16 protein-coding genes and 2 tRNA genes are annotated in these 19,067 nt (G+C 74.5%); 10 read left to right on the top strand and 8 right to left on the bottom strand.

All coding sequences use genetic code 11. The annotated features are described in order from the left end of the window. Positions 1 to 113 precede the first annotated feature (113 nt). Positions 114 to 758, bottom strand: coding sequence for a hypothetical protein (locus RF644_RS13855; protein ID WP_017832008.1), 645 nt, complete (start codon positions 756 to 758; stop codon positions 114 to 116). Positions 759 to 801: 43 nt separating this feature from the next. Next, complete coding sequence (gene glsA / locus RF644_RS13850; protein ID WP_368796915.1) at positions 802 to 2,673, bottom strand: glutaminase A; 1,872 nt, start codon at positions 2,671 to 2,673, stop codon at positions 802 to 804. Between the two features lie 134 nt (positions 2,674 to 2,807). Between glsA and RF644_RS13845 the strand changes: the two genes are divergently transcribed. Then, positions 2,808 to 2,880 (top strand) — tRNA-Lys (locus RF644_RS13845). Positions 2,881 to 2,988: 108 nt separating this feature from the next. Here the strand turns inward: RF644_RS13845 and RF644_RS13840 are convergent. Together RF644_RS13840 and RF644_RS13835 are read right to left on the bottom strand one after the other, a co-directional pair. Next, complete coding sequence (locus tag RF644_RS13840) at positions 2,989 to 3,273, bottom strand: hypothetical protein (protein ID WP_368796914.1); 285 nt, start codon at positions 3,271 to 3,273, stop codon at positions 2,989 to 2,991. Positions 3,274 to 3,438: 165 nt separating this feature from the next. Further along, positions 3,439 to 3,693, bottom strand: a complete 255-nt coding sequence (locus tag RF644_RS13835) for a hypothetical protein (RefSeq protein ID WP_035926085.1) — start codon at positions 3,691 to 3,693, stop codon at positions 3,439 to 3,441. Positions 3,694 to 3,855: 162 nt separating this feature from the next. Here RF644_RS13835 and RF644_RS13830 point away from each other — a divergent pair, with 162 nt between their 5' ends. Continuing rightward, positions 3,856 to 4,080, top strand: a complete 225-nt coding sequence (locus RF644_RS13830; protein WP_017832004.1) for a hypothetical protein — start codon at positions 3,856 to 3,858, stop codon at positions 4,078 to 4,080. On the opposite strand, the gene RF644_RS13825 is transcribed toward RF644_RS13830, so the two are convergent. Together RF644_RS13825 and pstS are read right to left on the bottom strand one after the other, a co-directional pair. Beyond that, positions 4,077 to 5,159, bottom strand: coding sequence for an ArsO family NAD(P)H-dependent flavin-containing monooxygenase (locus tag RF644_RS13825; RefSeq protein ID WP_368796913.1), 1,083 nt, complete (start codon positions 5,157 to 5,159; stop codon positions 4,077 to 4,079). The two genes, RF644_RS13830 and RF644_RS13825, sit on opposite strands and share 4 nt — an antisense overlap. A gap of 23 nt (positions 5,160 to 5,182) precedes the next feature. Beyond that, complete coding sequence (gene pstS / locus RF644_RS13820; protein ID WP_368796912.1) at positions 5,183 to 6,325, bottom strand: phosphate ABC transporter substrate-binding protein PstS; 1,143 nt, start codon at positions 6,323 to 6,325, stop codon at positions 5,183 to 5,185. A 120-nt stretch (positions 6,326 to 6,445) separates the two neighbouring features. Between pstS and RF644_RS13815 the strand changes: the two genes are divergently transcribed. Next, the gene (locus RF644_RS13815) at positions 6,446 to 7,738 is read left to right on the top strand and encodes a DUF2254 domain-containing protein (protein WP_368796911.1); all 1,293 of its coding nucleotides are present in this window, start codon (positions 6,446 to 6,448) and stop codon (positions 7,736 to 7,738) included. A 9-nt stretch (positions 7,739 to 7,747) separates the two neighbouring features. Here RF644_RS13815 and RF644_RS13810 read toward each other — a convergent pair whose 3' ends face one another. Then, the gene (locus RF644_RS13810) at positions 7,748 to 9,274 is read right to left on the bottom strand and encodes an MFS transporter (protein WP_368796910.1); all 1,527 of its coding nucleotides are present in this window, start codon (positions 9,272 to 9,274) and stop codon (positions 7,748 to 7,750) included. 158 nt (positions 9,275 to 9,432) lie between these two features. Here RF644_RS13810 and RF644_RS13805 point away from each other — a divergent pair, with 158 nt between their 5' ends. The 3 genes from RF644_RS13805 to RF644_RS13795 all read left to right on the top strand — a co-directional run bounded on the left by RF644_RS13805 (position 9,433) and on the right by RF644_RS13795 (position 15,135). Then, a complete protein-coding gene (locus RF644_RS13805; protein ID WP_368796909.1) occupies positions 9,433 to 11,229 on the top strand; it encodes an AMP-binding protein in 1,797 nt (598 codons plus the stop codon). A gap of 577 nt (positions 11,230 to 11,806) precedes the next feature. Continuing rightward, positions 11,807 to 13,993, top strand: a complete 2,187-nt coding sequence (locus RF644_RS13800; RefSeq protein ID WP_368796908.1) for an ATP-dependent DNA helicase RecQ — start codon at positions 11,807 to 11,809, stop codon at positions 13,991 to 13,993. Between the two features lie 53 nt (positions 13,994 to 14,046). Beyond that, positions 14,047 to 15,135 (top strand): glycosyltransferase family 2 protein, encoded by a 1,089-nt coding sequence (locus RF644_RS13795; protein WP_368796907.1) that lies wholly within the window; start codon positions 14,047 to 14,049, stop codon positions 15,133 to 15,135. Positions 15,136 to 15,206: 71 nt separating this feature from the next. Here RF644_RS13795 and RF644_RS13790 read toward each other — a convergent pair whose 3' ends face one another. Beyond that, the gene (locus RF644_RS13790) at positions 15,207 to 16,673 is read right to left on the bottom strand and encodes a lipopolysaccharide biosynthesis protein (protein ID WP_368796906.1); all 1,467 of its coding nucleotides are present in this window, start codon (positions 16,671 to 16,673) and stop codon (positions 15,207 to 15,209) included. A 107-nt stretch (positions 16,674 to 16,780) separates the two neighbouring features. On the opposite strand from RF644_RS13790, the gene RF644_RS13785 reads away from it, so the two are divergent. The 4 genes from RF644_RS13785 to RF644_RS13770 all read left to right on the top strand — a co-directional run bounded on the left by RF644_RS13785 (position 16,781) and on the right by RF644_RS13770 (position 19,063). Next, entirely contained in the window at positions 16,781 to 17,875 is a 1,095-nt protein-coding gene (locus tag RF644_RS13785) for a glycosyltransferase (RefSeq protein WP_368796905.1), read from the top strand. 78 nt (positions 17,876 to 17,953) lie between these two features. Continuing rightward, a tRNA-Ser gene (locus RF644_RS13780) sits at positions 17,954 to 18,042 on the top strand. Between the two features lie 175 nt (positions 18,043 to 18,217). Beyond that, a complete protein-coding gene (locus RF644_RS13775) occupies positions 18,218 to 18,640 on the top strand; it encodes a spore germination protein GerW family protein (protein WP_017831992.1) in 423 nt (140 codons plus the stop codon). Positions 18,641 to 18,652: 12 nt separating this feature from the next. After that, positions 18,653 to 19,063: a phage holin family protein gene (locus RF644_RS13770; RefSeq protein WP_017831991.1), complete on the top strand. Its 411-nt coding sequence runs from the start codon at positions 18,653 to 18,655 to the stop codon at positions 19,061 to 19,063. The last annotated feature ends 4 nt before the right edge of the window (positions 19,064 to 19,067 follow it).

Raw genomic sequence — 19,067 nt, 5'->3', positions numbered from 1 at the left:
GGCTGCCGCGGCCCGGCACCTGGGTTCCATGGTAGTCGACGTGCCCGTGGGGCCAAGTCCTGCGGCTGTGGGCTCCCGCACGGCGGGACCTCCGCACGCCCGGACGGCGGGGCTCAGTCGAGGTGGCCGCGGCGCCACTGGTGCGCCGCGGCCTCGAGCTCCTCCGCGGTCCGCTCGAGCCGCTGGGTGAGGGCCACGGTGCTCGGCGCCCGGGCCGCGTCCGGGTCCACGACCGGCATCTGCCCGGTGTCCGCCAGCCGGATCCGGCCGAGGGCGATCACGCGGCAGAAGGCCGCGAACCGGTCCAGGGCGACGTCGAACTCCCCGTTGAACGCGCCGGAGAGGATCGCGTCCGCCATCGAGGTGATCTCGTCCGCCCCGGGGGGCTCCGCGACACCGGCCACCACGTGCGAGACCTGCGCGGTGCCCCGTCCCGCCGTGAAGTAGCGGCCCATCCGCACCGGGTCCTTGCGCACCCCCGCCCGCAGGGCGTAGAGCCGCCACAGGGCCCCGGGCAGGGACACCGCCGGGGCCTCGGCCCACATCTCGGCGATCCCCTCCAGGCCCTGCTCGTCGGTCAGCTCGATGAGCCGCCGGCTGATCTCGGGATCGTCGCTGGCGCGCCCGCGGGAGACCAGGGCGTGGGCGGCGAGGTGGGCCGCCTCGGAGACGCGGGCCGGGTCGGGGCCGCCCTCGTGCGCTTCGAACTGCTCCGGGGAGAACTTCACCGGCTTGTGGTGGCGGGGCGCGTCGCTCATGCGTCCAGCGTACGGCCGTGGCCCGCGGCGGGCCACGGAGCGCTCACCAGTCGCTCGTCGAGGCGTGCACCGCCGCGTCCCGCCACTGCTGGTCGGTCTGCTCGAAGCCGTCCCGGGCCAGCGCCTTCCACAGCCGCAGCCCCAGGGCGGGCTCCTCCTGCTCGAGCTCCGCGAGCGCCTGCGGGAGCAGCACCCGCGCGGTGACGTCGGTGACGGCGCTCAGGGTCGCGTGCTGCTTGTTCCCGGTGCCGAGGGCCAGCTCCCCGAAGCTCATCCCCGGGCCGAGGACCTGCAGCTCGATGCGCTCGCCGGTGGGCGTGCGCAGGGACATCGACACGCTGCCGCTGACGATGAGGTGGATGCCGGCGAAGTTCTGCCCCGTGCGCAGGATGTTCTCCCCGGCCGCCCACGTCCGCTCGACGGTCCGGGCGCGGAGGTCCCGGGCGTCCTCGGGGTCCAGCCGGGAGAACAGCTCGGACTCCACGGGCTTCACCCGGGACGGGGTGCACTCCGGGCCGCCGTGCTCCTCGAGCAGCCGGTCCTCGACCCACTTGATGGCCGCGGCCCGGCTGGGGAACACCTCGAGCGGCGGCTCGCCCCCGAAGGAGCCGGCGAAGCCCGGGTCCGTGGCCACCGCCACCACGGTGCGGCCCGCCGCCTGCAGCTCGACCCGGGTTTTGGCCAGGAGCGGCATCGCGTACTCCGCGATCACGTCCACCCGGCGCATGTCCACCACCACGTACGAGGCCTCGTAGGCGACGTCGCGGACGGTGCGGATCGCGGTCTCCGTGCCCGTGAACAGCAGGTCGCCCTGGAGCTCCACGACGACGGCGTCCTTGCCGTGGTCGGCCAGCACCGCCTCGGCCTCGGCGTTGCGGCGCACCAGGGAAGGGGACTGGTCGATCGGGTAGCTGGCGCGCACCGTGGAGCGGGCCACCCGGGCGGTGTGCGTGAAGTGCAGGTCGAGGTCCTGGGAGAGCCGCTCGCAGGCGAGCACCCCGCGCACGCTGTTGCCGTGCCGGTCCAGCGCCGGGGAGAAGGTCGCCACGGCCAGCTCCCCGGGCAGGACGGCGATGATGCCGCCGCCCACCCCGGACTTCGCGGGCAGGCCCACCCGGACCATCCACTCGCCGGCGTCGTCGTACATGCCGCAGGAGCTCATCACGGACAGCACCCGGGAGACCGTGTCGACGTCGAAGACCTCGTCCCCGGTCAGCGGGTTGGTGCCGCCGTTGGCGAGCGTCGCGCCCATCAGGGCGAGGTCGCGGCACGTGATCAGCACCGAGCACTGGGCGAAGTAGTCCTCGAGGGCCTGGGTCGGGTCCCCCTCGATGATCCCGGCGGAGGCCAGGAGGTAGCCGAGGGCGCGGTTGCGGTCCCCGGCGGCGTGCTCCTGGGCGAGGACCTCGGGACTGATCGCCAGGTCCCGGCCCGCGCACCGCGAGTAGGCCTCGCGGATCCGGTCCCGGCGCAGGTCGCGGTCGCTGTCGGGGACGAGCCAGGTGGAGGCGATCGCACCGGCGTTGATCATCGGGTTGGCGGGGCGCCCGGTGCCGGGCTGGAGGGAGATCTCGTTGTAGGCGTCCCCGCTCGGCTCCACGTCCATCTTCGCGTGCACCGCCTCCGCCCCGAGGTCGGACACGGCGAGCGCGTAGGTGAACGCCTTGGAGATCGACTGGATGCTGAACTCGTCCCGGGTGCTGCCGGCCTCGTACACGTGGCCGTCCGCGGTGGCGATGACGACGCCGAAGCGCTCGGTGTCGGCCCGGGCCAGGGCGGGGATGGAGGAGCTGGGCTCGCCGCCGCGGACGTCCCGCAGCTGCTCCACCACCTGCTCGAGGTACTCGGTGACGGCCGACGGACCGAAGAGCTCCGTCTCCGTGCGTGCTTCTTCCTCGGTGCTCGGGTGCGGCACGGTCGGTCCTCCGGTCGAATCGGCATGGGTGGCACGGGACTGCCCACCACTCTAGGCGTCCGGCTCCCGAGGGGACCGTGCGGTAGAGTGGTGCCCGCTCCGGACCGGCCGCCCCGCGCTCGCCGGTGGAGCACGGGCCTCTAGCTCAGCTGGTAGAGCAGTGGACTTTTAATCCATGGGTCGTGGGTTCGAGCCCCACGGGGCCCACCCGCGACAGAACCCCATCGCTCCCGGTGCGCCCGGGGCCGGTGGGGTTCTCTGCTCTCCCGCGGCGGGCGACCCGGTGCGCGGGGGCGCCCGGCGGCGCCGGTGGTGCTACCGGTCGAGCAGGGCGAGGGCCTCGCCGATGCGGTCGTGCAGGGCCCTGGCCTGCTCCACGGTCCACGCCTCGTGGCCGATGTGCAGGACGAGCCCGTCACGGTGGGCGTAGGAGCCGTCCGCGGTGGTGATGACCTCCCAGGTCTCCAGGAGCGCGACCGCCGACGGGCCGGCGAGGGACCGGGCGGGCAGCTCCCGCGAGTTGGTGACCGTCTCGGGGTCGGTCAGCTCCTGATGGGTGGCCCAGCGGGGGCGGGGAACGAGAGCGGTGTTCTCGAACATGGGGGAACCTTCCAGGGAGAGGGGGTATGCCCATGTTTATGCATGTGAGAGCCCGGGGGCACCCGTGGCCCGCGCGTGTCGCCGAGGGATCGAGGTGTGGACATCCGTCGGCATCCCCTGCACTTTTGTCCGGCCGGACGCCGGCGTCCTCCCGCCCGGGCCGCGCTACGGCCCGTCGAGCTGCTCGGAGGGGGTGGGGACCGACTCGGGGCCGGGCGGGTCCGGGGCCGGAGCCGCGGACCCCGTGCCCGGATCCGTGGGCAGGCCGTCGGGCGTCGGGGTCGGCGTGGCGGTGACCGGGGGAGGAGGACTGAAGGAGGTGGGGGAGGCACCGGGGGTGCTCGCCACCTCCTCCGGCCGGTCGTCGCACCCGGTCAGCGTCAGCGCGAGCAGGGCCACGGCGGGAAGGGTGCGGCGCATCGGGGGAGCCTCTCTGTCGGGGACCTCTCCACGGTAGCCCGGCGGCCCGCCTTGTCGAGGGAAGGGCGGCGGATGACGTTCCCGGACCGGAGCCCTCCAGGACGCACCCGTCCGGGATGTGCGAGGATCCGGGGACCAGGACGCCCACCGGCAGGAGCCGCCATGTCCGAGCGAAGCAGCGAGCGCACCGCGCTGATCCTGCTCTCCGCGACCGCGGTGCTGCTGCTCGCGGGCCAGCTGCTCACCTGGTCCTCGGAGGACGGGGTGTTCAGCGCCTTCGTGTTCGTGCTGCTGCTGCTCTGGGCCGGGGTGATCGCCGTCCGGGTGGTCCGCTTCGTCCGGCGCGACCGGCGACCGGAGGACCTTGGACCCGACGACCCGGTCTAAGGGGCGGCCGCGGGCTGGTCCCGGCCGCCGGCGAGCCGCTTCCGCACCGCCGCGACCGTGTCCCGCGCCGAGCGGCCGACACCGACGAGGGTCGCCGATCCCGGGCCCGTCCAGTCCCCGTACCCCTCGAGGTACAGGCCGGGCACCCGGGTGGAGGCCGTGCCCTCGGTGCGGATCCGCCCGTCGTCCTCCCGCAGGCGCAGGGGCCGCAGGTGCCGGAGGGCCGGGCGGAACCCGGTGCACCAGACGACGGCGTCCACGGGCTGCTCCCGGCCGTCCGTCAGGACCACGCCGTGCGCGGTGAAGCGCGTGAACATCGGCCGGGGGTCGAGCACCCCGGCGTCGCGGGCGCGGCGCACGGAGGGAACGGCCACCACGTCGCCGAGGCTCGCCACCCCGCCGGGATCCGGCCGGCCCGCGGCGAGGGCCTGGGCGCGCAGCGTGGCCACGCGGAACAGCTCGCGCCCGTCGACCTCGTCGGGGAGGTAGCGGGGCGGGGCGTTGGTGCACCACGTCAGCTCGCACACCTCGGCGAGCTCGGCGGCGATCTGCGCCCCCGAGTTCGCCCCGCCGACCACGAGCACGCGGCGGCCGCGGTACCGCGCCGGCCCCTCGTAGTGGGCGCTGTGCACCTGCTCGCCGCGGTACTCCCGCTGCCCGGGGAGGGCGGGCCGGAACGGCTGCGACCACGTGCCGGTGGTGCTCACGACGGCGCGCGCCCGCAGCCCGCCGTCGTCCGTCACCAGGCGGAACCCCGCCCCGTCACGGTGCACGGCCCGCACCCGGACCGGCCGCCGGACGGGCAGCCCGTAGCGCTCCTCGTACCGGGACAGGTACTCGACCACGTGCGCGGCGTCCGGGGCGGCCCCGTCCGTGTCCGGCATCGGGTGCCCGGGCAGGGACGAGTACGCGGCGGGGGAGAACAGTCGCAGCGACGGCCAGACGTGCCGCCACGCCCCGCCCGGCGCCTCCTGCTCGTCGAGGAGCGCGAAGGACAGGCCGGTGCGCCGGAGGTGGTAGCCCACGGCCAGTCCGGCCTGCCCGGCGCCCACCACGGCGACGTCGAGGACCTCGCCCACGTCCGTGCTCCCGTGCCGGCCGGTCAGCGGAGGGTGATCGAGTCGAGGGCGGCCTGCGCCTCGGCGGTCAGGTTCTCCGGCAGCGGGGCGCTCTTGACGGCCTCCGAGGAGGCCTGCTGGCCCTCCTCGCTGACCACGTAGTGCCCGAACTCCTTGGCCAGCTCGAGGACCTCCGGGTCCCCGTAGCTGCTGCAGTAGATGTGGTAGGAGACGAGGACCACCGGATAGGCCCCGGGCGCGTCCGGCTCGCGGTCCAGCTCGAGGGCGATGTCGTGCGGGCCGGTGCCCTCCACCCGGGAGGCCTCGCCGACCGCGGTGCCGGCCGCCTCGCCGGACACGGCCACGTACTCGGAGCCCACCTTCACCCGGGCCTTGCCGAGGGAGTCGTCCACGAGCGAGTCGTCCGCGTAGGTGACGGCGCCCTCGGTCTCGGCCGTGAGGCTCACCACCCCGGCGTTGCCCTGGGAGCGCTCCGTGGGCAGCCCTGCCGGCCAGCCGCCGTCCTCCTCGTCCGTCCACACCTCGGGGACCACCGAGTGCAGGTAGTCGGTGAAGTTCTCGGTCGTCCCCGAGTCGTCCGCGCGGGCGATGGGCGTGATCGGCAGGTCGGGCAGCTCCACGCCGGAGTTCTGGGCGGCGATGGCCGGGTCGTCCCACCGGGTGATCTCGTGGCGGAAGATGCCCGCGATGGTCGCGGCGTCGAGGTCGAGCTCCTGGATGCCGGGGAGGTTGAAGGCCACGCTGATCGGGGAGATGTAGACGGGGATGTTCAGGGCGCCACCGGGGCCGCAGAAGTCCCGGACCTCGGCCTGCTCCTCCTCGTCCAGGTAGGCGTCCGAGCCGGCGAAGTCGGTGCCGCCCCCCACGAGCGCGCTGCGCCCCGCCCCGGAGCCCGCGGAGAGGTACTGCACCTGCGCGTCCGGGTGCATCGACTCGAAGCCGCTCCGCCACGTCAGCATGGCGGCGTTCTGCGCCGAGGAGCCCACCCCGGTGAGGATCCCGGACAGGTCCGAGCCGCCCTCCTCCGCGGCGCGGCGCTGCTCCTCGCCCAGGGGGTAGTCCGAGCCGCACCCGGTCAGCGCCGCCAGGACCAGGACCAGGGCCGCGCCGGCCCGCAGCGCACGGCCGGTCCTGTTCCGTCGGCGCGGTCGCGAAGCGTTGAGCATGGGGAGATCTCCTCGAGGGCGGTCAGGTGGGGCGTCAGGGAGGTGGCGCGTCCGCGGGTGCGCGGGTCCGGGCGCCCAGCCTACCGCCACCGCCGGGAGGGGCAGGTCTAGGGTGGGCGCATGGACAAGCTCTCCGGCTCGTGGCGCCGGGTGTTCGACAGGTTCTGGTTCGTGCCCGCCGTGTGCGTGCTCGCCGCCGTCGTCCTGGCCCAGTCCGTGGTGGCCGTCGACCGGTGGCTGCCCGAGGACCTGGACTCCCCGTGGATCGCGTGGGTCTACGCCGTCGGCATCGACGGGTCCCGGTCGATGCTCTCCGCGATCGGCGGATCGATGCTCGGCGTGGCCGCCACCGCCTTCTCCATCACCATCTCGGTGATCGCCACGGCCAGCTCGACCTACGGGCCCCGGCTGGTGCGCAACTTCATGGCCGACCGCGGCAACCAGGTCGTGCTGGGCGTGCTCGTGTCCACCTTCATCTACACCCTCCTGGTGCTGCGCACGATCCGCTCCGCCTCCGACGACCTCGCCCAGCCGTTCGTCCCGCACCTGGCGGTCAACCTCGCCGTGCTGATGGCGGTCGCCGACGTCGCCCTGATCGTCTACTTCATCCACCACATCGCCGACTCCGTGCAGGTGGACACCCTCGTCCACGGCGCGCGCCGGCGCCTGCTGGACGTGATCGAGCGGTGGCACCCGGAGGAGACGCCGGAGGAGCTGGTCCGGACCGCGGGGCGCCGCAGCGGCGGGGGAGAGGTCCGCGCGGGCAGCGTGGGCTACGTCGTCGGCGTCGACTACGAGCGGCTCCGGGACCACGCCGCGGCCGGTGACGTCGTCCTCGAGCTCGTGCCGCGGGTGGGCGACCACGTCCTGGCGGAGGAGCCGCTGGTCCGGGTGTGGCCCGCGCACCGGGCCGGGGAGCTGGCCGACCGGCTGCGGCGCTGCGTGCGGGTGGGCGACTCGCGCTCGGCGCTCCAGGACGTCCGCTTCGCGGAGCAGCAGGTCGTGGAGCTCGCCGTGCGCGCCCTCTCCCCGAGCACCAACGACCCCTACACCGCGGTCAACGCCGTCGAGGAGGTCGCGTCCGGGATCGTCGCCGCCGTGGCCCGCCCGCTGCCGGGGAACACGGTGGTGGTCGACGGCGTGCACCGGCTGCGCTACGGGACGGTAGGGGTCGAGGAGATCGTCGACATGCCGTTCGACCAGATCGGCCCGCACGCCACCGGGCACGTCAGCGTCCTGCTGGCCCTCGTGGACCTCGCCGCCCGGATCGAGGCGGCGACCGTCCACCCGTCCGTGCGGCGGCAGGCGCGCGAGCACGTCGACGTCCTGCTCGCCCGCTTCCGCGAGAGCGAACCCCACCCCCGGGACCTCGCGCGCGTGGAGCAGCACGTCAGGCTGCGCTCGGCCGACTGAGCGGGACCGCTACCGGCGCCGGAGCCGCGGGACCCGGCGCAGCAACAGGCCCACGGCCACGGCGGTCCCGGCCAGCAGGGCCGCGCCGATCCCGGCCGACAGGTGCACGCCGGCCTCGAAGGCCGCCACGGACGAGGCCAGCAGCTCCCCGGACGCGTCCGGGCCGAGGGCCGCGGCGACGTCGACCGCCCCGCCGAGGGTCTCGGACGCGGTGGCGGCCTGCCCGGGGTCCAGGCCCGGCGGCACCGCCACCCGGGCGGCGTAGGTCGCCGTCACGGCCGTGCCCAGGACGGCCACGCCCAGCCCGGCCCCCAGCTCGTAGGCGGTCTCCGAGATCGCGGAGGCGGCGCCGGCCTGCTCGGGGGCCACCTCGGTCAGGATCAGGTCCCCCGCGATCGTCTGGGCCGCGCCGGAGCCCAGCCCGATGACCACGAGGGCCACCACGAGCACGAGCCCGCCGGAGAGGTCCCCGAGCAGGACGAGCAGGAAGCCGGAGGCCATGACCAGCAGCCCGCCGCCGAGCACGAGCGCGGGGGGCACGACGCCGACCACGTGCACCACCAGCAGCCCCGAGACGATCGTGACCACGGCCCCCGGCAGCAGGGCCAGGCCCGCCTCCAGGGGCGGCAGGCCCTCCACCAGCTGCAGGTACTGGGAGACGAAGAACAGGAAGCCGATGAAGGTGGTCGAGGCCACCAGGTTGTTGAGCAGCCCGCCGGTGAACGGGGCGTGGCGGAACAGCCGCAGGTCCAGCATCGGCACCGGGCTGCGCAGCTGGCGGCGCACGAACAGCGCCCCGGCGGCCACGGCCAGCACCGCGGCGGCCAGCACGCCGGCGGACGGGCCGTGGCCGCCGAGGTCCTTGATGCCGTGGACCAGCGCCACCATGGCGGTCATGATCAGCGCGGCGCTGGGCACGTCCACCGGGCCCGGCGCCGGGTTGCGGGACTCCGGCACCAGCACCGGCGCCAGGACCAGCAGCGGCAGCAGCACCGGGACCGCCAGGAGGAGCACGGAGCCCCACCAGAAGTGCTGGAGCAGGAACCCGCCCACGACCGGGCCCAGGATCCCGCCCGCCGAGAAGCCCGTGGCCCACACCGCGATGGCCGTCCGCCGCTGCGTCGGGTCGTGGAAGATGTTGCGCAGCAGGGACAGGGTCGCGGGCATCAGCATCGAGCCGAAGAGGCCCAGCAGCGCCCGCGCGGCGACGAGCGCCTCCCCGGTCGGGGCGAACGCGGCGAGCGCGGACACCGCCGCGAAGCCCGTGCTGCCCACCAGCAGCAGCCGGCGGCGGCCCACCCGGTCCCCGAGGGCGCCCATGGGCACGAGCAGCCCGGCGAGCACCAGCGGATAGGCGTCCACCATCCACAGCAGCTGCGTGCCGGTGGGGCGCAGCTCGCGGGAGATCTCCGGCAGCGCGAAGTTCAGCACCGTGTTGTCCACCGAGATCAGCAGCACCGGCAGCATCAGGACCACGAGAGCGGCCCACGCGCGGGCGCCGGCGCGGACCGGGACGTCGGGTGCCGGGGACAGCATGGCGGGACGGGCTCCTTCCGGGCGGGGGTGCGGCCCCCATCCTCCCAGAGCCGGCACCGGGCCCGCCCCGGACGCGGGAGGGGCGCCGCACTAGACTGCACGGGATGGCCCGCCGGACGGTTCCGTCCGGCCCGCAGCGACAACCATGGAGGTCCCCGATGGCCGAGCCGGTCCCCACCAGCGCGACGTCCGACGCCGCCCCCGGCGTCTCCGAGCAGTACGAGGCGGCACGGGACCGCGTCCTGGCGCTGCGCGAGGACTACGACCGGGCCCGCGAGGAGTTCCGCTGGCCCCGGATGGAGCACTTCAACTACGCCCTGGACTGGTTCGACCACGTCGCCCGGGACCCGGAGCGCGGGGCCCGGGACGCGCTGTGGATCGTCGAGGAGGACGGCACGGAGCTCCGGCGGACCTTCCGGGAGCTCGCCGGGTCCTCGGCCCGCACCGCGAACTGGCTGCGCGGCCTGGGGGTGCGGCGCGGCGACCGCGTGCTGCTCATGCTCGGCAACCAGCTCGAGCTGTGGGAGACCCAGCTCGCCGGCATGAAGCTGGGCGCGCCCCTGATCCCGACCGCCGTGATGATGCCGCCGGCCGACCTGCTGGACCGGGTGCAGCGCGGCAAGGTCTCGTGGGTCGTCACGGACGCCGCCAACGCCCCCAAGTTCGCGGGCGTCGACGGCGACTACGAGCTCGTCGTCGTCGGCGCCGCCGCGGAGGTCGAGGCGGCGCGCGCGCAGCTGCCCGGCCGTCCCGTGCACCCGTACGAGCAGGCCGCGGCCGCGGACCCCGTCTTCGTCCCGGAGGGCGTCACGCGCTCCCGTGACCCCCTGCTGCTGTACTTCACCTCCGGCACCACGTCCCAGGCCAAGCTCGTGGAGCACACCCACGCCTCGTACTCCTTCGGGCACCTGTCCACGGTCTACTGGATGGGCCTGCGCCCCGGTGACGTCCACCTGAACATCGCCTCTCCGGGCTGGGGCAAGCACTCGTGGTCCAACTTCTTCGCCCCGTGGATCGCGGAGGCCACCGTGTTCGTCCACAACCAGTCCCGCTTCGACGCGGCGGGTCTCCTGGAGCATATGGGCCGGGCCGGGGTGACGAGCTTCTGCGCGCCGCCCACGGTGTGGCGGATGCTCATCCAGGCGGACCTGCACCGTGTGCAGGACCCTCCGACGTCCGCCGTCTCCGCCGGCGAGCCGCTCAACCCCGAGGTGATCCGCCGGGTGCAGGACGCGTGGGGCGTGACCATCCGGGACGGCTACGGGCAGACGGAGACCACGCTGCAGATCGCCAACACCCCCGGGCAGCCGGTGGTGCCGGGTGCCATGGGCCGGCCCCTGCCGGGCTTCGTCGTCGACCTCTTCGACCCGCAGACGGGCGCGCCCGCCGAGGAGGGGGAGATCTGCCTGAGGGTCGACGACGACCCGCCCGGGATCATGGCCGGCTACATCGACGAGCCCGAGCGCACGGCCGAGGTCGTCAAGGACGGCTGGTACCACACGCGCGACATCGCCCGCCGCGACGAGCACGGCGTCTACACGTACGTGGGCCGCACCGACGACGTGTTCAAGGCCTCCGACTACCGGATCTCCCCGTTCGAGCTGGAGTCCGTGCTCATCGAGCACCCCGCGGTGGCCGAGGCCGCCGTGGTCCCGGCGCCGGACCCGGTCCGGCACGCGGTGCCGAAGGCCTACCTGGTGCTCGCCGCCGGCGCGGAGCCCACCCGGGAGCTCGCCGGGGAGATCCTGCGCTTCGCCCGGGAGAACCTCGCCCCCTACAAGCGGGTGCGCCGGGTGGAGTTCACGGACCTGCCCAAGACGATCTCCGGCAAGATCCGCCGGGTGGTGCTGCGCGAGCGGGAGGAGGCTGCGGACCGCTCCGGCCCCGCGGCGCCCGGGGCCGACGGGTACGGCGTCGAGTACACGGAGGCCGACTTCCCGGGGCTGCGCGGCTGAGCGCCCGCAATGTGACGCCGCGCACGGCGCCCGGCGTGCGCCCAACGGGGGACGCCGAGGGCCCCGGATGTCCCCACTTCGTGCCACGCCCGCCGCCGCCGAATACCCACTGGTAGCGAAAAGCCGCCACGGGACCCCTCGTTGACTAGTGCAAACAGATGAATCTGTCTGGACGTCCCCCAGATCGAATGTGACTTCACGGGCCGTGACAGGTCACAGAAACCCTGCCACCATGGTGGCAATTGGTTCACCCGATGGGGCGGAACCAACCGATCCGCCGGGGGGCGGATCGACTGCGGTTCATCGGGGGATGGGCCGCGTGCACGCAGGCATCGGGGGGTGCCGGTGCAACCGGTTCATCGGGGGGTGAACCGAATGGGAGCACCGCTGGGGGGCGGTACTCCCGCCAGGCGAGTCTATGCTCGCCACCGGCCGTCAGGCCGGTCGATGCGCCCGCTGCGGGGGCCATCCGTTCGACGGATGGGCAGCGGGCGCATCGCTCTGTCCGGGCCCCGTCGCCACTGCACGCCCCGCCCTCCGGTCGGGCGGCGTCGGGGGGCCCTGGAAGACTGGGGCCATGACGACTTCCCCGGCCCACGACATCGCCGCCCACGACACCGCGCCGGACCCGGCCCTGCACGAGGACGCGCTCCGCCTGCTGCGCGCGCTCACCGGCCGGCCGGACGCCGCCTTCCACCCCGGGCAGTTCGAGGCGGTCGAGGCCCTCGTGGGACGCGGCCGGCGGGCCCTGGTGGTGCAGCGGACCGGCTGGGGCAAGTCCGCGGTCTACTTCCTCTCCGCCCTGCTCCTGCGCGCCCGGGGCCGCGGGCCCACCCTGATCGTCTCCCCGCTGCTGGCCCTCATGCGGGACCAGGTCTCCGCCGCCGCCCGCGCGGGGGTCCGGGCGGCGGCCATCAACTCCGCCAACGCCACCGAGTGGGGGCAGATCGCCGCGCAGCTGGACGCCGACGAGCTCGACGTCCTGCTGGTCTCCCCGGAGCGGCTCAACAACCCCGTGTTCCGCGAGCAGCAGCTGCCGCAGCTGGTCGCCCGGCTCGGGCTGCTCGTGGTGGACGAGGCGCACTGCATCTCCGACTGGGGCCACGACTTCCGCCCCGACTACCGGCGCATCCGCGACCTCATCGCCCGGCTCCCGGAGCAGGTCCCCGTCCTGGCCACGACCGCCACCGCGAACGAGCGCGTGGTCGCCGACGTCGAGGAGCAGCTGGGCGTGCGGCCCGGCGGCAGCAGCACGGGGGAGGTCTTCACCCTCCGCGGCCCGCTCTCCCGGGCGTCCCTGCGCCTCGGCGTGCTGGACCTGCCCTCGGCCACGGCCCGCCTCGCCTGGCTGCTCGAGCACGTCGGGTCCCTCCCGGGCAGCGGGATCATCTACGCGCTGACCGTGGGGGCCGCCGAGGACACGGCCCAGGCGCTCGCCGACGCCGGGATCCCCGTGCGCGCCTACACCGGGCGCACCGACCAGGGCGAGCGCGAGGAGCTCGAGGCCGCCCTCAAGGAGAACAGGGTCAAGGCCCTCGTGGCCACCTCCGCGCTCGGCATGGGCTTCGACAAGCCGGACCTCGGCTTCGTGGTGCACCTGGGGGCGCCGTCCTCGCCCGTGGCCTACTACCAGCAGGTGGGCCGTGCGGGCCGCGCCACGGACAACGCGGACGTCCTGCTGCTGCCGGGCACCGAGGACCGCCGGATCTGGGAGTACTTCGCCACCTCGTCGATGCCCACCGAGCAGAAGGCCGCCGCCGTCCTGGACGAGCTGGGGGCCGCGGGCGGCGCCCTGTCCGTGGCCGTGCTGGAGTCCCGCGTGGACGTCCGGCGCAGCCCGCTCGAGCTGCTCCTGAAGGTGCTCGCCGTCGAGGGCGCGGTGGAGCGCGTGCAGGGCGGCTGGCAGAGCACGGGCGTGCCGTGGCGCTACGACGCCGAGCGCTACGGCCGGATCGCCGCGGCACGGGTGGCCGAGCAGAACGCCATGCTCGAGTACGAGCGCACCACCGGGTGCCGCATGGAGTTCCTCGCCCGGCAGCTCGACGACGCCACGGCCGAGCCCTGTGGGCGCTGCGACAGCTGCGCCGGCCCCTGGTACCCCACGACCGTCGACGAGTCCGCCACCGACTCCGCGGGCGCCGCCCTGACCCGCGTGGGCGTCGTGGTGGAGCCGCGCGCCCAGTGGCCCACCGGGATGCCGCGCCTCGGGGTCGAGGTCAAGGGCCGGATCCCCGAGGAGGAGCGCTGCGCCGAGGGCCGGGCGCTCGCCCGGCTCACGGACCTCGGCTGGGGCAACCGGCTGCGCGAGGTGTTCCGCACCGACGAGGAGGGCGCGCCGGTCGACGGACCGGTGGACCCCGCCCTCGGCCGGGCGTGCGTCCAGGTGCTCGCCGAGTGGCGCTGGTCGGACCGGCCCGCGGCCGTCGTCTCGATCCCGTCCCGCTCGCGCCCCCGGCTCGTGCACTCCCTGGCGGAGGGCATGGCCGAGGTCGGGCACCTGCCCTATCTGGGGGAGCTCGAGGTCCCCGAGGGCTTCCCGTCCGGCGGGCACGGCGGCAACAGCGCGTACCGCCTCGCGGCCCTGTGGGAGAAGTTCCGGGTGCCCCCCGAGCTCGCGGAGGGGCTGGACCGGCTCGGGGGGCGCCCGGTGCTGCTGGTCGACGACCTCGTGGACAGCCGCTGGACGCTCGCCGTGGCCGCCCGCGCGCTGCGCCGGGCCGGCTCCGGGCCCGTGCTGCCGTTCGTCCTGGCCTCCCAGGGCTGAGGCGCGGACCGCGCCGGGCGGGCCGCCCGGCGCGGTCTTGTACGCTGGCCTGCGTGTCCTCCGCTCCCGTGCCGCTCATCGACGTCATCATCCCCGTGCACAGCACCCGCCGCCCCGTGGGCCGGGCGGTCGCCTCCGTGGTCGCCGGCGGACTGCCCGTCGGGGCCGAGGGCCGTGTCCGGATCACGGTGGTGTGCCACAACATCGAGCCGGGGGCCGTACTGGCGGACGTCGCCGTGGAGCACCGCGACCTCGTCACCGTGCTGGAGTGCGAGGACGGCCGCAGCAGCGCCGCCGGTCCCCGCAATCTGGCGCTGGCCGCCACCGACGCCCGCTACGTCAGCTTCCTCGACAGCGACGACACCCTCGACCCGGGGGCGCTCGCCCGCTGGCTGACGCTGGCCGAGGCGCACGGATCGGCCGCCGTGGTCCCGTGGCTGACGCGCAGCGGGGGCGGGCACGTCCGGACCCCCGTCACCCGGCCCCGCCGGACCAGGGACCTCGACGTGCTCCGGGACCGCGTGCTCTACCGCACGAGTGCTTTCGGTCTGGTCCGCACGGAGACGGCCCGGGCCCTCGGGCTGGCCTTCGACGGCGAGCACGTCACCGCGGAGGACCAGGAGTTCGCCCTGCGCCTCTACGTCGACGGAGGCCGGATCGACTACGCGCGCGGACGCCCGGGCTACATCGTCTGGAGCGACGCCGGCGACCGGGTGACAGCTCAACCGCGGCCGCTCGAGCGCGAAATGGCCGCCTTCGTGGACCTCGCGGCGTCGGAGTGGTTCCGGGGGTTGCCCCTTCCGCTGCGCCGCTCCTTCGTGGTCAAGGTGCTGCGCGTGCACCTGTTCGGCCACGTGGGTGACCGCGCCGGCCGCTGGACCACGGAGGACGCCGACGGCGCCGCGCGGGCCGCCCGTGCGTTGCTGGACTCCGCCCCCGGCGCCGAGGAGGCGGTGGCCCGGGCCGACCGGGACCTGCTGGACCTGCTCCTGGCCGGCACCACCGACGCCGAGCGCATCGGGGGCGCCGCCGCCGCGCGCCGCCGGTTCGGACGCCCGGCCACGCTGTTCCCGCGACGGCTCTCCCGCACCCTGCACCGGGACGGGTCCCTCCGGTTCATGGCCGGCTCACTGCTCGCCTGAGAGCCCAGGGCCACGCGGGCTCTGTGCCGGCCTGCGGTCGACGGCAGACCCGGGCGCGGTGCCCCTCCGGTTCAGCCCCGTCGCACGCGCGCGGCGAGAGCCCGCACGAGCGGGCCGGCATCGCGCCATGACAGTCCCGCCCAGACGCCGAGGAACCCTGCCGTCACCGCCGCGGACTGCCACCAGACGGGCTCCTCGGGCAGGATGGCCAGCCCGCCGAGGACGAGCGCGTAACCGATGAGGATGCGGACGACCAGTCCCGTCCAGGGCATGGCGTCCAGGCGCCAGACGACCACGAGCGGCACGGCGGCGGCGAGCGCGGCGCCGGCCAGATAGCCGACGGCTGCGGCAGTCACGCCGAGCGTCGGGGCCAGGGCGTAGATCGTGGTGACGCCCACGGTGAGGCCCGCACCGTTGGCGAGGGCCAGCACCTTCACGCCCCAGGCGACCGTGCCGCTCAGGCGGGAGGTGGCGGCGTTGAAGCTCGTGCACGAGACCGCGGCGAACAGGAGCACGAGCAGGGAGCCCCCCGCGGCGTAGTCGGCTCCGTAGACGAGGAGCATGAGCGCGTCGGCCCAGAAGATGCCCACCGCGAAGACCGGCAGGAAGACCGCGACCATGATCCGCATGATCCGGTCCACCTGGGCCCGGAAACCCTCGCGGTCCCCGGCGCCGTACATCCGGGCGATGCTGGGCGACAGGGCCGTGAGCATGGACGCGGAGAGCATGCTCGCCGGTGTCGCCAGGGCCACGGCGGCGACGTACAGCCCGTGGGCCCCGGTGCTGTCGATGGTGCGGCCGATGATCACGGAGAGCTGGAGCAGGCCCGTGGAGGTGAGCAGGTGCACCGAGGTCCAGGCGGTGAAGACCAGCATCTCCCGCCGCAGCTCCGGGGGCGGCACCGTGCCGGAACGCCGCGGCCACGCCGGCAGGGAGTAGAGCAGGTAGCCGAGGATCAGGGGCGCGAGCAGCCACGGGGTCCAACCGGCGAGCAGGACGAGGGTCAACGACGTCAGGCTGACGAACGAGCTGAGGGCGTCCCACGCTGTCGTCGTCACGAACTGGTTGTTGCCGGTGCGCACGCCCCGCACGAAGTTGTACGCGGACAGCGCGATGAGCAGCATCCCCGCGGACAGCGCGTAGTACCACGGCAGATGCAGGCTGAAGGCCGCCCAGGCGGCGGCGACGGCGGCGAGTCCGGCCGTCGCCGCCGCGACACCGCGCGCGGCGAACGCACCGACCGCGGCCTGTTCCACGGGGTTCTGCCGCGACCGTGCCATGGCCGTGAACTTGGAGACCGTCGTGCCTCCGGCCTGCGGCCACAGCAGGACGAGCAGCGAGGCGAGGGAGATCACCGTGTTGACGTCGCTCAGGGCCTCCTGACCGAGCAGCCGGGCCACCAGGATGCTGTAGCCGAGCCGGGTGAGCCCCTGCACGAAGACCGCCAGGACGGTCAGCGCGAACGCCGAGCCCAGCGGGTTGTCGGTGTTCTCGTGGTTGGGCGGGGGGAAGAGGATGGCGCGGAGGCGGGCCGTCATGCGGTCCTCCGATGGGCACGGGAGTTCATCGGGGCCGAGTCTAGCCCCGGCCGTTAGAGTTGGGCCGAGCCCACTCGGGCACCACTCCGTCGGAAGGTCCTCATTTCATGCGTTCTCTCGTGGTCACCGCCTGGTTCCCGGACCGGGACGTGCCCAGCCGCACCCCGTTCGTCCTGGAGCACTGCTGGTCCCTGCAGGAGACCGGACACGAGGTCGCGGCTGTGCACGTCGTCATCGGGCGGACCCGCCGGACGGACGTCCGAGAGGCCTACGAGGGTGTGCCCGTCACCCGGGTGTGGCTCGACTTCACGGACCCCCTGAGCTACGTCCGGGTCGCCCGCACGATCCGCCGGGGCCTGCGCGGCGCGGACGTCCTCCACACCATGGCCTTCTCCGCCGTCCTGATCGCCGCCCCCTCCTGGTTGCTGCGCCGCCGCCCCTGGGTGCACACCGAGCACTGGAACGGCGTCGTCGCCCCGGCCAGCGTGGGCCCCCTGTGGGAGCGCCTCGCGTGGTCCCGCCACGCCCTGCGGCTGCCCCACGCCGTGACCGGGGTGACGCGGGAGCTCGCGGAGGAGATGGCCCGCTTCGCCCGCCCGGGAGCCACGCACGTGGTGCCCTGCGTAGTGGACAACCCCCGTCCGGTGCTCCCGTTCCCGCCGTCGCCCCCGGTCCGGCTCGTCGGCGTGGGGGCTTTCATCGAGCGCAAACAGCCCCTGCTCGCGCTGGAGACGGTCGCCCGGATCGTCGAGCGGGGCGCGGACGTCCGCTACACCATGGTCGGCTCGGGCCCGCTCCTCGACAGCGCCCGGCGCCGGGCCCGGGAGCTGGGCATCGCGGACCGCGTCGTGTTCACCGGGGCGGTGGAGCCGTCCCGGGTCTTCGAGGAGATGTCCCGCGCCCACGTGTTCTTCCTGCCCAGTTCGCAGGAGAACTTCTTCACGGCGGTCGCCGAGTCCCTCGCGGCGGGTCGCCCGGCGGTCGTGCCGCTCAGCGGCGGCTTCGACGACTACTGCACGGACGAGAATTCGGTGCTCGTCGACAGCTGGGACCCGGAGGCCCTGGCCGACGCGGTCCTGCGGGGGTGGGACCGTTTCCGGGACGCGGATCCGGCCCGGATCGCGGAGACCGTGCGGGAGCGGTTCTCCCGCGGTGCCGTCGGCACCCGGTTCGGGCGCATCTACCAGCAGATCGCCGGCTGAGCCACCCCAGCTTTGACCCCGTGCCCGGTCCTCCCTTAAGCTGACCCGTGTTGCCCACCCGCGTGGTGGGCCGCGGATGGAGACGTGCCAGAGCGGCCGAATGGACTTCACTGCTAATGAAGGGTCGGGGTTAAACTCGACCGGGGGTTCAAATCCCCCCGTCTCCGCGCTTGTGATGTCTCAGGACATCGGAAACACCCCGGACCCGCGGTCCGGGGTGTTTCGCGTTCCGGGCCCGCGCCCGGCCCCGCCCGTCATCTGCGGCCGCCCCGTGACCGAGGGCCGGCGGGTTCCTAGACTGGGGCTCAGCGCGCCGCCGGCGCCCGAGCCCAGGAGGCCACCATGCCGGAGCAGGACCGTCCGCAGACCACGCCCGCCGCACCCGGTGCGCCCCGCCCCGCCCCCGCCTGGCGCGCCGGGCTCACGGACCGCTCCGTCCTCGAGGAGGCGGTCGACGCCGTGACGGTGCGCCGGGTCTTCGGCGAGGCGTACGAGGCGTACGGCACCACGGTCGTGCCCGTGGCCCGCGTCAGGGGCTGGGGCGGCGGTGGCGGGGGCTCGGGCGAGGAGAAGGACAGCTCGGGCAGCGGATCGGGCGTGGGCTACGGCGTGCACGCCGAGCCGGCCGGGGTCTACGTGGTCCGGGGGGACAGCGTCACGTGGCGTCCCGCCGTGGACGCGGGGCGGATCGCCCTCACCCTGGGCCTGGCGCTGTGCGGCGCGGCCGCGCTCGTGGGCTGGGCCGCCGTCACCCGCCGTTCCTGACAGGATGGGGCCATGTCCTTCCTGCTCCGTGTCCTCGTCAACGCGCTCGCCATCTGGGTGGCCGCCTGGATCCTGCCCGGGATGGGCATCGCGGCGGACCCGTCCGTCGTCTCGGCCGTCGGGGGCGAGACCACGGCGTCGGTCCTGGCCTACCTGTTCGTCGGCCTGGTCTTCGGCGCCGTGAACGCGGTCGTGCGGCCCGTGCTGACGATCCTGTCCCTGCCGATCACCTGCCTCACGCTGGGGCTGTTCGCCATCGTGGTCAACGCGGCGATGCTGTGGCTGACGTCCTGGCTGAGCTCCTTCACGCCGCTGCGGCTCGAGATCGACTCCTTCCTCTGGACGGCGGTGCTCGCCACCCTGATCATCGGGGTGGTGTCCCTCCTGATGGGCTGGGCCGTCCCGGACCGCGAGCGCCGCTGACCCG

The sequence above is a fragment of the Kocuria sp. CPCC 205258 genome (genome assembly GCF_040981005.1).
In the GTDB taxonomy this organism is placed as follows: Bacteria; Actinomycetota; Actinomycetes; order Actinomycetales; family Micrococcaceae; genus Kocuria; species Kocuria rosea.
The sequence above is the reverse complement of the archived record's forward strand: the minus strand, read 5'-3'. Positions and strand labels throughout refer to the sequence as shown.